General features: G+C 72.0%; 9 protein-coding genes. 6 read left to right on the top strand and 3 right to left on the bottom strand.

The features are described from left to right. Positions 1 to 27 precede the first annotated feature (27 nt). The 4 genes from P1K89_RS09510 (at position 28) to P1K89_RS09495 (ending at position 6878) form a co-directional block, all read left to right on the top strand. Positions 28 to 1758: an ABC transporter substrate-binding protein gene (locus tag P1K89_RS09510; protein ID WP_284616131.1), complete on the top strand. Its 1731-nt coding sequence runs from the start codon at positions 28 to 30 to the stop codon at positions 1756 to 1758. A 163-nt stretch (positions 1759 to 1921) separates the two neighbouring features. Continuing rightward, a complete protein-coding gene (locus P1K89_RS09505; protein ID WP_284616130.1) occupies positions 1922 to 3088 on the top strand; it encodes an FIST signal transduction protein in 1167 nt (388 codons plus the stop codon). Positions 3089 to 3102: 14 nt separating this feature from the next. Further along, positions 3103 to 4437, top strand: coding sequence for a sensor histidine kinase (locus P1K89_RS09500; protein ID WP_284616129.1), 1335 nt, complete (start codon positions 3103 to 3105; stop codon positions 4435 to 4437). Between the two features lie 26 nt (positions 4438 to 4463). Then, positions 4464 to 6878, top strand: a complete 2415-nt coding sequence (locus P1K89_RS09495; protein ID WP_284616128.1) for an EAL domain-containing response regulator — start codon at positions 4464 to 4466, stop codon at positions 6876 to 6878. Positions 6879 to 6896: 18 nt separating this feature from the next. On the opposite strand, the gene P1K89_RS09490 is transcribed toward P1K89_RS09495, so the two are convergent. The 3 genes from P1K89_RS09490 to P1K89_RS09480 form a co-directional block, all read right to left on the bottom strand. Further along, positions 6897 to 7403: a hypothetical protein gene (locus P1K89_RS09490; RefSeq protein ID WP_284616127.1), complete on the bottom strand. Its 507-nt coding sequence runs from the start codon at positions 7401 to 7403 to the stop codon at positions 6897 to 6899. Next, positions 7400 to 8308 carry a peptidoglycan-binding protein gene (locus P1K89_RS09485; protein ID WP_284616126.1) on the bottom strand — a complete coding sequence of 303 codons (909 nt, stop codon included), beginning with the start codon at positions 8306 to 8308 and terminating at the stop codon, positions 7400 to 7402. Before P1K89_RS09485 ends, P1K89_RS09490 begins: the two co-directional genes overlap by 4 nt. A gap of 208 nt (positions 8309 to 8516) precedes the next feature. Continuing rightward, positions 8517 to 10070: a methyl-accepting chemotaxis protein gene (locus P1K89_RS09480; protein WP_284616125.1), complete on the bottom strand. Its 1554-nt coding sequence runs from the start codon at positions 10068 to 10070 to the stop codon at positions 8517 to 8519. A gap of 331 nt (positions 10071 to 10401) precedes the next feature. On the opposite strand from P1K89_RS09480, the gene P1K89_RS09475 reads away from it, so the two are divergent. Beyond that, positions 10402 to 11556, top strand: a complete 1155-nt coding sequence (locus tag P1K89_RS09475) for an alpha/beta hydrolase family protein (RefSeq protein WP_439897961.1) — start codon at positions 10402 to 10404, stop codon at positions 11554 to 11556. Positions 11557 to 11602: 46 nt separating this feature from the next. After that, on the top strand, positions 11603 to 12439 hold the full coding sequence (locus P1K89_RS09470; RefSeq protein WP_284616346.1) for an AraC family transcriptional regulator: 837 nt from the start codon (positions 11603 to 11605) through the stop codon (positions 12437 to 12439). The last annotated feature ends 21 nt before the right edge of the window (positions 12440 to 12460 follow it).

The following is a 12460-nucleotide window of genomic DNA, read 5'->3' as shown; positions in this document are numbered from 1 at the left end:
CGGGGAAGCAACCTGAGGAGATCAGCAATGAAGGTGCGTTACAGCGCGCTCGCCCTGGCCGCCGCCTGCGCGGTGACGGGTCACGCCCTGGCCGGCGAGGCCGAGGCGAAGAAGTGGATCGACAGCGAGTTCCAGCCGTCCACGCTGTCCAAGGACCAGCAGATGGCCGAGATGAAGTGGTTCATCGACGCCGCCAAGAAGCTGTCGGCCAAGGGCGTCAAGGAGATCTCGGTGGTTTCCGAGACGATCACCACGCATGAGTACGAATCGAAGACCATGGCCAAGGCCTTCGAGGAGATCACCGGCATCAAGGTCAAGCACGACCTGATCCAGGAAGGCGACGTCGTCGAGAAGCTGCAGACCTCGATGCAGTCCGGCAAGTCGATCTACGACGGCTGGATCTCCGACTCCGACCTGATCGGCACGCACTACCGCTACGGCAAGGTCCTGAACCTGACCGACTACATGGCCGGCGCGGGCAAGGAGTTCACCAACCCCGGCCTCGACCTGAAGGATTTCATCGGCACCAAGTTCACGACCGCGCCGGACGGCAAGCTGTACCAGCTGCCCGACCAGCAGTTCGCGAACCTGTACTGGTTCCGCGCCGACCTGTTCGCGCGCAAGGACCTGCAGGACAAGTTCAAGGCCAAGTTCGGCTACGAGCTGGGCGTGCCGCTGAACTGGTCGGCCTACGAGGACATCGCCGAGTTCTTCACCAACGACGTGAAGACCATCGACGGCAAGCCGATCTACGGCCACATGGACTACGGCAAGAAGGACCCGTCGCTGGGCTGGCGCTTCACCGACGCGTGGCTGTCGATGGCCGGCACCGCCGACATCGGCACCCCGAACGGCCTGCCGATCGACGAGTGGGGCATCCGCGTGGCGGCCGACAAGTGCACCCCGGTGGGCGCCTCGGTCGAGCGCGGCGGTGCGACGAACTCGCCGGCCGCGGTCTACGCGCTGACCAAGTACGTCGACTGGATGAAGAAGTACGCGCCGAAGGAAGCCACCGGCATGACCTTCGGCGAAGCCGGCCCGGTGCCGGCGCAGGGCCAGATCGCGCAGCAGATCTTCTGGTACACGGCCTTCACCGCGGACATGACCAAGAAGGGCCTGCCGGTCGTCAACGACGACGGCACGCCGAAGTGGCGCATGGCCCCCGGCCCTAACGGCCCGTACTGGAAGCAGGGCATGCAGAACGGCTACCAGGACGTCGGCTCGTGGACCTTCTTCAAGGACCATGACGCCAACAAGACGGCCGCGGCCTGGCTGTACGCGCAGTTCATCACCGCGAAGTCGACCTCGCTGAAGAAGACCATCGTCGGCCTGACGCCGATCCGCGAGTCGGACATCCAGAGCAAGGCGATGACCGACCTGGCGCCCAAGCTCGGCGGCCTGGTCGAGTTCTACCGCAGCCCGGCGCGCGTGGCCTGGAGCCCGACCGGTACCAACGTGCCGGACTACCCGAAGCTCGCGCAGCTGTGGTGGAAGAACGTGGCGCAGGCGGTGACCGGCGAGAAGACGCCGCAGGGCGCGATGGACACGCTGGCCGGCGAGATGGACGACGTGCTGGCCCGCCTGGAACGCGCCGGCATGGCCAAGTGCCCGCCGAAGCTCAACGCCAAGGGCGACCCGGCCAAGTGGCTCAGCGACAAGGCCGCGCCGTGGGCCAAGCTGGCCAACGAGAAGCCGAAGGGCGAGACCATCGACTACAACAAGCTGCTCGCGGCCTGGAAGGCCGGCAAGGTCCGCTGATCCTGTCGGCGGCTGGCGCGGATCCCCCGTCACGGGTCCGGATCCGCGCCGCACCGTTCATTGTTCTCTGAATGCCTCCAGTTCATCCCGGCGGTGCGGGTTCCTCCCGCCCCGCACGGGGTGCTTTTTGGTCTGCAATGCGTATTGATTGGAGGTCTCGATCATGCGCAGCAAGTCCGCCAGCTCGACCAATCCCGATCCGTACCGGGCCGCGCTCGCCATCGGCGAATCGCTGGCCGAGATCGCGCCCGAGGTGGTGTTCCTGCACACCACGGTGCACTACGAGGACTGGCATGAATTCATCGAAGGCCTCTACGACGGCCTCGGCCACCGCGACGTGCGCGTGGTCGGCGCCAGCGGCGACGGCATCCACGAAGCCGGCCGCACGGTCGACGTCGGCGCCGCGGCGCTGGGCCTGAACAGCGCCGGCCGCGTGCGCTGGCACGTGGCCCATGCGAAGGGCGTCAAGGCCGGGCCTGAAGGCGCGGTGCGCGCCGCACTCGAGTCGCTAAACCAGAAACTGAGCGGCCGCAAGCCGGCGCTCTACTACTTCATCTCCGACTTCGACACCGACGCCAGCCGCATCGAGACCGTGCTGCGCGACGAGGTCGACGTGCCGGTGGTCGGCGGCATGGCCGGCGACGACAACGACCGGATGGACCACTGCTCGCTGTTCTGCGACGGCGAACGGCTCGACGACGCGGTGGTGATGCTCGCCGCCGAGGGTGATCTCGCGTTCCGCGTGCACATCGGCAACTCGATCCGCCCGGTCGGCCGCCCGGGTCGCGTGCAGGTCGCCGACGGTCGCACCGTGCACCGCATCGACGGCGTCGACGCCACCGAGTTCGTCGCCCGCGAATCGGGCAAGCCCTTCCTGCGCGCCGACCAGGGCATCGTGACGCTGGCGGTGCTGAACACCGCCGGTCCCGGCGAGAAGCGCCTGCGCGCGGTGGCCAAGGACCGCGGCGAAGGCGAAGGCTCGCTGACGCTGCACGGCGGCATCCACACCGACGACGACGTGCAGGTCTGCGTCACCAGCCCGCAGGACCTGATGCAGGAAGTGCAGGCCCTGGCGGGCGAGGCGGCGGCCAGCGGCTTCGACCCGGCCGCGGCGCTGGTGGTCACCTGCGCCGGCCGCAAGTGGCTGGTCGGCGGCAACATCCGCTACGAGGTCGACGCGGTCTTCGGCGCCTTCGGCCGCACGCTGCCGCTGGCCGGCTTCGCGTCCTTCGGCGAGATCGGCCCGCTGCGCCACGAGGGCGCCTATACCCGCAACCTGTTCCACAACATGACCTTCGTGCTGCTGCTGATCGGGTCCGGCGCGAGGTGAGCACCCGAGCCGCCATGACCGACACCGGCAGCCGCCCGCTGTTCCTGACGCCGACCGATCCGGCGCCGGCGGGCTGGCACCATGTCGTGCTGGCCAAGCGGCACCTGCTGGCCGGCCCGGTGGCCGTGCTGGTGGACGACCTCGCGCAGTGGCGCTCGGTCAGCGCCGGGTTCGGCGAGCGCCTCAACGGCCTGGTGCTGACGCCGAGCACCGACGAGCCGCATTGCGAACGGCTGTCGCCGCTGGCCTGGCACCTGACCGTGCCGCCGGAGCGTGTCGGCGCGGCCCCGCTGTTGTTCGGCGGCTGGCTCGAAGCCATCGGCGATGCCGACGCGAAGAGCCAGCAGCTGTTCGCGCTCGAGCACCGCATGGAGCGCATCGGCCGCGAGTTCGAGCTGACGCGCCACGACTACAACGAGCTCACCGGCCGGCTGCAGCATCAGGTGCAGCAGCTGCTGGCGAAGGAAGCCGAGCTGGGGCGCCTGAACGAGACGCTCGAGGCGCGTGTCGTCGAGCGCACCGCCGACCTCGGCCGCGCCAACGAAGGCCTCTACCAGGCGCTCGCGGAATTGAAGGCCACGCAGAACGAGCTGCTCAAGAGCGCCGAGCTCGCCCACCTGGGCGCGCTGGTGGCCGGCATCGCGCACGAGCTGAACACGCCGATCGGCAATGCGCTGACGGTGGCCACCGCGCTGTCGCACGAGACCGCGCAGCTGCGCCACGAGCGCGCGATCGGCGGCATCCGCCGCAGCTCGCTCGACCGGCTGCTCGACCGCGTCGACGAGATCGCGCTGGTGCTGGAGAAGAACCTGGTGCGCGCGGCGGACATCATCCACCACACCAAGCCGCTGGCGGTCGACCGGCTGAGCGAGCAGCGCCGGCGCTTCAAGGTGGCCGAGGTGATCGACGACACGCTCGCGGCGCTCAGCCCGCAACTCAAGCGCGCGCCGGTGACGCTGGCGCTGGAGGTCGACGGCGCGGTCGAGATGGACAGCTTCCCGGGCGCCTTCAGCACCGTGCTGTCCAACCTCGTCACCAATGCGCTGACGCACGCCTTCACCGACCGCGCGCAGGGCCGCCTGCAGCTGCGCGCCAAGCCCTGCGACGACGGCCAGCTGGAGATGGTCTTCAGCGACGACGGCGCGGGCATGACGCCGGCGGTGCTGGGCCGGATCTTCGAGCCGTTCTTCACCACCCAGCTCGGCCGCGGCGGCTCGGGGCTGGGGCTGTACATCGCCTACAACCAGGTGCGCCGCATGTTGGGAGGCCACATCTCGGTGACCAGCACGGTCGGCCGGGGAACATCATTCCGCCTGCTGCTGCCCACCGTGGCGCCGCAACCGGCATGATGTCGAAGAGGCGGAGGGCCACGCCGATGGGAATGCACGAGGGTTTTCCGACGGGAAGGGCACCGCTGCTGCCGCACCCGCTGGCCGTCGACACGGCGGCGACGCCGTGGCCAGCCTGGACCGACACGGCCTTGCCGGCCTGGACCGACGCGGCTTTGCCGGCCTTGAGCGACACGCCGCTGCCGGAGCTGCTGCAGCGCGCCGGCAGCCCCCTGGCGTCGACCGACCACGACGACCAGCTCGTCTTCGCCGCCGAGGACGAGACCGCGCTCGGCGCGGTGCTCGCGCCGCCCTGGCGCGTGCTGATCGTCGACGACGATCCCGAGGTGCACCAGGCGACGACGATCGCGCTCGACGGCGAGATCGTCGACGGCCGCCCGCTCGCCTTCCTGCATGCCTACAGCGCGCGCGAGGCGCGCGGGCTGCTCGCCTCGACGCCGGACATCGCCGTCGTGCTGCTCGACGTCGTGATGGAGAACGAGTACGCCGGGCTGCAGCTCGCGCGCGCCATTCGCGAGGAGCTGAGCCTGGCGGAAGTGCGCATCGTGCTGCGCACCGGCCAGCCGGGCTACGCGCCCGAGCTGCAGGTGATCCGCGAGTACGACGTCAACGACTACAAGACCAAGTCCGAGCTGACGCGCACGCGGCTGGTCACGACCATCACCACCGCGGTGCGCAGCTACGAGCAGCTGCGCCGCATCCGCGCCAGCCAGGCCGGGCTGCAGCACATCGTGCACGCGGCGGCCGAGCTGGCGACGCGGCGCGAGCCGGTCGACTTCGCCGAGGGTGTGCTGCAGCAGGCCGCGGCGCTGCTGCGCGTCGCGCCGCAGGGGCTGGTCTGCGTGCAGGTCGACGCCGGCCCCGACGACTCGCTCGAGGCGATGCACGTGGTCTGGGCCGACGGACCGTACCGGCCGCTGCGCGGCCGCTCGGCCGACGCGCTGGAGCCGGCGCTGCGCGTGCCGCTGCGCCGCTGCCTGGCCGAGCGGCGCCACCACCATGCCGACGGGCGGCTGGTGCTGCACGTGGCCGCCGGGCGCGGCCGCGCGATGCTGCTGATCGACCTGCCCGAGGGTCCGGACCCGACGCTGTGGTCGCTGCTCGCCGTCTTCGGCGTGCACCTGGCCGCCGGCTTCGCGAACGTGCAGCTCTTCAGCCGCCTGAACCACCTGGCCTACACCGACCGCCTCTGCGGCCTGCCGAACCGCCATCGCCTGATCGAGCACATCGATGGCCTGCAAAGTCAGCGGCCATCGCCGGACGAGCCGCCGGCCGCGCTGCTGCTGATCGACCTGCAGCAGTTCTCGCAGATCAACGACGCGCTGGGGCCGCGCGCCGGCGACCTGCTGCTGCTGGCGGTGGCCACGCGGCTGCGCGAGCGCACCGCCGGGCTGCTGCTGGCGCGCGTCGCGGCCGACGTGTTCGCGTTGCTCGGCCCCGAGCCGCGCATCGACGCCACCGCGATCGCCGCGGTCTTCGAGGCCCCGTTCCAGGTCGAACGCTACCCGCTGCCCGTGCGGGTGACGCTGGGCCAGGTGCGGCTGGCCGATGTCGACGGCGACGGGCTCGATGCCTTGAAGTGCGCCAACATCGCGCTGAACCGCGCGAAGACGCAGGGCGACGGCCATTGCCACTACAGCCGCCGCATGGCCGGCGACCTGCGGCGCCGGCTGCGGCTGCTGAACGACCTGCAGGCCGCGCTCGAGCAGGCGGCGCCGGCGCAGCTGCAGCTGCACTACCAGCCCAAGGTCGACCTGGCGAGCGGCCGGGTCACCGGCGCCGAGGCGCTGCTGCGCTGGCGCACCGCGTCGGGCGACGAGGTGGGCCCGGAGCAGATCGTCTCGCTCGCCGAATCGGCCGGCCTGATGGTGGCGCTGGGCGAACGCGTGATGCGCAAGGCCTGTCGCACTGCGGCGGGCTGGCGCGCGGCCGGGCATGCCGAGTTCTGCATCGCGGTCAACGTCTCGCCCAGCCAGTTCCGCAGCCCCGGCTTCGTGCAGAGCGTCGAGCGCTGCCTGGCCGATACCGGCCTCGCCGCGGCGGCGCTGGAGCTGGAGATCACCGAGACCATCGCGATGCAGGACATCGACGCGGTGGTCTGCGTGCTGCAGGCGCTGCGGCGCTCGGGCGTGCGCATCGCGCTCGACGACTTCGGCACCGGCTTCTCGTCGCTGGCCTACCTGCACCAGCTGCCGATCCACACGCTGAAGATCGACCGCTCGTTCCTGCGCGACTTCCCGGCGCCGCGTGGCCGCACGACGATGGCCGAGCTGGTCGTGCGCCTGGGCCGGCGCCTGAAGCTCGAGCTCGTCGCCGAAGGCATCGAGACGCCGGCCCAGGCGCTGGCGCTCAAGCGCCTGGGCTGCCGCGGCGGGCAGGGCTACTTGTTCTCGCAGCCGCTCGACGAGGCCGGCTTCGTCGATTGGCTGCGGGCGCGCTGAGCAGGCCGGCGCGCGGCGTCAGAACTTCGGCGCGGCCACCGTGTCGTTGTCGCGCGGCTCGCAGCGCATCTGCAGCCGGCCGATCTCGCGCCCCGCGCCGTCGCGCAGTTCGCCCTGCAGCGCCGCGGTCTGGCGGTCGACCGACATTCGGATCGTGTGCAGCTTGTGCAGGTCGGGGTTCCAGACCAGCAGCGCACCGCGCAGCCAGTCGTGCCAGATCACGCTGCCCGCGCGCGGCGCGTCGAACACCATCGTGTAGAACTGCGGCGTGATCTCCAGGCGCAGCTTCTGCCCGGCCGGCAGGATGTCGGAACGCTGGATCATCGCCAGAGCGCTGTTGCGCCGCAGCGCCAGGTCCAGCTGCGAAGCGCGCACCTTGCCGCCGGCCTCGACGCGGCCGGCGCAGTTCAGGTAGACGCCGAACTCCTGTGCCGCGCCCGGCGCGACGGCGCCGAGCGCGAACAGCAGGCCCGCGGCGGCCTGCGCGGCCACCGGTGCCCTCATCCGCGCGGTCGGCGGCCTCATTTCTGCCCGCTCTTCTTCGCATCGACGGCCTTCGAGGCCGCCGTGCTGCCGCCGGAGACGCCGAGCGTGCCGCCTTCGCCCAGGCCGCCCTTGACCGCCTGCGCCTTGTACTGCCGCAGGCCGACCACGAGCTTGTTGTACGCATCGACGAAGGAGGCGCTGATCAGCTTGCCCTCGTCGGTGCGGGCGAACGCACTGCCGCCGAGCGCGCCCTGCGAGGCGATGCCGATGCCGCCGAGGCTGAAGTTGGTGTTCTTCGAGTAGCCCTCGGCCGCGGCCAGCCGCACGGTGCTGCGGATGTCGACCAGCGTCAGCACCGTGCCGACCTCGTTCTGCCGCACCGACGCGGTGCCCGCGACCCAGCCGAGCGGCCCGGGCAGCGCGCGCCCGACACCGCCCAGCGAGCCGCCCTGCGTGCCCTTGTCGTTCATCACGATCTCGGGCTTGAGCAGGTAGTCGGCCACCACCTGCTGGCCCTTGCCGCGGGTGGCGCTCTCGCGCGCCTCGTCGCCGCGCGCACGCGCGGTCTCGGCGGCGATGCCGCGCTCGCCGGTGCCGCGCTCGACGACGACGAAGCAGTTCGACTGCATGATCAGCAGGCTCAGCAGCGGCGCGGTGGAGCCGACGCGCGAGTAGTAGTGCGCGTACCACGGCGAGCGCACGTCCTCCTCGATGCGCAGCACGCCCAGCGTGGCGTTGCAGCGCTCGAGGTGCTCGCTGTTGCCGCTGGCGGTGGCGCCGGCGGCGCTGCCGGTGGTCGGCGACGCGCTGCCGCCGCCGACGGTCGGCGCGGAGGCCAGGCAGCCGGCCAGCAAGGCGGCGGACAAGGTAGCGCACAGCGGCAGCGCCGCCCGTGCGGCCGCGGCGGCGGCGAGCGGGAGGGTCGGGATCGGATTCATCGGCATGGCAGCGTCTCCCAGGACGGGTGAAGGGCGCGAAACGGACTGAAAGCGCGCGAGCCGATGGCTCGCGCGCTCGATCCAGGGACGCGCCGGCGCGCCGATCGTCAGGACCGGGCCGCGGCGGAACCCGCGGCCTGCCGATGTCGGTGTGCCGATGCCGATGCCGATGCGAGGCCCGCGCCGCGCCTGCGGCGACCGGGCCGCCGGTGTGTCAGAGCTGGAACTGCGACACCGTCTCCGTCAGCCGCGAGGCCTGGCCCTTCAGGCTCTCGGCGGCGGCGCTGCTCTGTTCGACCAGCGCCGCGTTCTGCTGCGTCATCGTGTCGAGGTCGTTGACCGCCAGGCCGATCTGGCCGATGCCGGCCTCCTGCTCGGCCGAGGCCTGCGTGATCTCGGCCACCAGCGTCGACACCTGCTTCACGCGGGCGACGATGTCGGCCATCGTCGCGCCGGCCTGGGTGACGAGCTTGCTGCCGCCGTCGATGCGCTCGACCGAGTCGGAGATCAGCGTCTTGATCTCGCGCGCGGCCTGCGCGCTGCGCTGCGCCAGCGAGCGCACTTCGGAGGCGACGACCGCGAAACCGCGGCCCTGCTCGCCGGCGCGCGCGGCCTCGACCGCCGCGTTCAGCGCCAGGATGTTGGTCTGGAAGGCGATCGCGTCGATGACGCCGATGATCTCGGTGATCTTGCGGCTGGACGCCTGGATCTCCTCCATGCGGCGCACCACCTCGTTGACGGTGGCGCCGCCGTCGCCGGCGACCTGCGCCGCCGAGCTCGCGAGCTGGCTCGCCTCGCGCGCCGCGCTGGTATTGGTGCGCACGGTGTCGGTGAGCTGGGCCATCGACGCGCTGGTCTGCTGCAGGTTTGAGGCCTGCTGCTCGGTGCGCGAGGACAGGTCGAGGTTGCCGTGCGCGATCTCGCCGCTGGCCACCGACACCGAATCGGCCGACTGCTTGATCTGCACGACCAGCGTGCGCAGCCCGGCCTGCATCTCGCGCATCGCGGCCAGCAGGCTGCCCTCGTCGCCGGCGCGCAGCGCGATGTCGACATGCAGGTCGCCGGCGGCGATGCGGCGCGCAACGTCGCGCGCGTAGGCCGGCTCGCCGCCGAGCTGGCGCACCAGCGAGCGGCCGATGCCGGCGCCCAGGCCCGCGCTCAGCAGCAGCGCGAACACGCCGCCGCCGACCAGCCCGAACAGCGCCGCGCTGGCGCCGGCCTGCATCGATTCCGCGCCGGCGGCCGTGCGCTTGCTCTGCAGGTCGATCAGCGCCTGCATCGCGTCGATCCACTGCGTCTGCGGCTTCTGCACCTTGTCGATCAGCGTCTCGCTGGCCATCTCCTTCATGCCGCGCGACGCCTGGTCGATGGCTTCGTCGAACAGCGGCAGCACCACGCCGCGCAACTCGCCGATCGTCTTGTAGAGCTTCTTCTCCTCGTCGTCGACCAGCAGCGCCTGCAGCTGGCCGTAGATGGCGTCGAAGCGCTGGCGCGCCTTCAGCTGCGCTTCCTTCTGCTTGGCCTGCACCTCGGTGTCGCGGCTGACGATCAGGTTGCGCACCGAACGGGCGCTTTCCTCCAGCTCAGCGCGCAGGCGCCAGGCCATGTCGGTCTTCTGGTTGTTCTGGCGCACGATGACCTCGACGCCTTGCGAGGTGCGGTGCAGCGCCCAGCCGGCGGCCCCGGCGACGAGCAGCAGCAGCAGCGAGGTCAGGCCGAAGCCGAGGCCGAGGCGACGGCCGACGGTGAGGTGGCGAACCCACGACATGGGGGGACTCCTTTGCGGTTTCTGGTTGAACAACAAGCGGCTTCGGGGCAAGCGGCGACCAGAATCCCCCACACGCATGATCGTCATCGGCCGACAGTCCGATCGCTTGAATTGGGACGATCCCGGGGCCCAGATCGGCCGTGCGTCAAGTCACGCTGCCGTTCAATGGCTCGAGGCGCCCGGCGCCGACCGGGTTAGCGGGACACAAGCTGGCCGATTCCTGAAATCGGCTGGCCGAAAGCGCGGAGGCGCAGCTTTCGGCGAGACGTGCACCGCGGCGCGCGGCATCGTGCACCGCAGCGGGGGCGCCGTCCCCGATGGAGAAGCCCGAATGATCCCAATCCTGCCCTGGCGAGCGCTGGCCGCCGCCCTGCTGGCCTGCGCCGGCGCCGTGCGCGCGGCGCCGGCCGCGACGCCCCCGGCGGCCGAGCCGCCGGCACCAACGCCGGCGGTGGCCGCGGCGCCGCCGGTGTCGATGGGCCTGCAGCAGCTTCCCCCCACCGGCGACGACGGGCCGGTCACCGTCTACTACCCCAGCAGCGCGGCGCCGCAGGCCATCCGGCGTGGCCCGTTCACGCTGGTGCTCGCCGAACGGGGCGCGCCGCGGCCGGGCAACGGCCGGCTGGTCGTGCTGTCGCACGGCTCGGGCGGCGGGCCCTGGGTGCATGCCGACCTGGCGCGCGTGCTGGTCGCGCGCGGCTATGTCGTCGCGGTGCCCGAGCACCAGGGCGACAACAGCCGCGACCCCGGCCGGCCCGGCCCCGACAGCTGGAAGCAGCGCCCGGCCGAGGTCTCGCGGGCGATCGACGCGGTGGCCGCCGACGTGCGCCTGGCACAGTTGCTGCAGCTCGACCGGGTCGGCGTCTGGGGCCAGTCGGCCGGCGGCCACACCGCGCTGACGTTGGCCGGCGGCCGCTGGTCCGAAGCGGGCTTCCGCGACCACTGCCTCGCGCACGCCGCCGACGACTTCAACGCCTGCGTCGGCCTCTTCACCCGGCTGACCGGCGGCTGGGCCGACGGCTTCAAGACGTGGCTTGCGCGCACCGTGATCGGCCTGCGCTTCAGCGATCCGCAGCCGCAGCAGCACGAGGATGCGCGCATCGCCGCGGTGGTCGCCGGCAACCCGTTCGCGGCCGACTTCGACTTCGCCTCCTTCGCCGCGCCGCGCGTGCCGCTGGCGCTGGTGACGACCGGCCGCGACCGCTGGCTGGTGCCGCGGTTCCATTCGGCGCGCGTGCTCGCCGCCTGCCCGCGTTGCGAGCACCTGGCCGACCTGCCCGAGGCCGGCCACGGGGCGCTGCTGTCCCCGCTGCCGCCAGGGCTGGACGGGCTGATCGGCGAGCTGCTGAACGATCCGCCGGGTTTCGACCGCGCCGCGGCGCTGTCGGTGGTGGACCGCCGCGTGGCCGACTTCTTCGACCGCCACCTCGTCGACCCTCCGCCGCCGCCGGCGCCGGCCGTGCTGCCGGCAGCGGCGTCCCGCTAGCCGGGACACCGCCCCGCGTGGCGCGCTGCGTGCCATCATGCCGCCCATGGAAGGCGTGCCCGAGCAGTTCGATCACCCGGCCGACCGCGCGACCTACCGCCGCCTGGCCGGCCTGGACGGCGTCGAGCTGTACCGGGCGCACATCGTGCGCCACGCCTTCGAGCCGCATGCGCACGACGGCTACGGGCTCGGCGCCATCGACAGCGGCGTCGAACGCTTCCGCTACCGCGGCAGCGACCACCTCGCGGCGCCCGGATCGCTGGTGCTGATGAACCCCGATACGCTGCACACCGGCCGCGCCGAAACCGACGGCGGCTGGCGCTACCGCATGGTCTACATCGCGCCGGCGCTGGTCGAGGCGATCAGCGGCGAGCGCGGCTGGACCTTCGCGCAGCCGGTGGGCCACGACCCGGCGACCGCGCAGCGCCTGGCCGCGCTGCTCGACGCGCTGTGGCGGCAGGCCGATGATCCGCTGGCCGCACCGGGCCTGCTGCTGGACGCGCTGCAGCTGCTGCGCCCCTGGTCGCGCCCCGTCGCCTCGCCCGCTGCCGACAGCCGCCGCGTCGATGCTGCCGATGCCCGTGCGCTGGCGCTGATGCACGACCGCCTCGCCGAGCCGCTGCAGCTCGACGAGCTGGCCGCCGCCGCCGGCTTCAGCCCCTTCCACTTCCAGCGCCGCTTCAAGGCGCAGCAGGGCGTCACGCCGCACCAGATGCTGATGGCGCTGCGCGTCGCGCGCGCCAAGCGCCTGCTGGCCGACGGCCTCCGGCCGGCCGAGGTGGCCGCCGAGGTGGGCCTGGCCGACCAGTCGCACCTGACCCGCCGCTTTGCCCGCATGTACGGCGTGACGCCGGCGCGCTACCAGCGCCAGCTGGGTCTGTAGGCGTGGCGATGCGGCGCCGCT

Source organism: Aquabacterium humicola (assembly GCF_030167915.1).
GTDB lineage: Bacteria > Pseudomonadota > Gammaproteobacteria > Burkholderiales > Burkholderiaceae_C > Pseudaquabacterium > Pseudaquabacterium humicola.
This window is presented reverse-complemented; position numbering and strand designations above follow the sequence as displayed.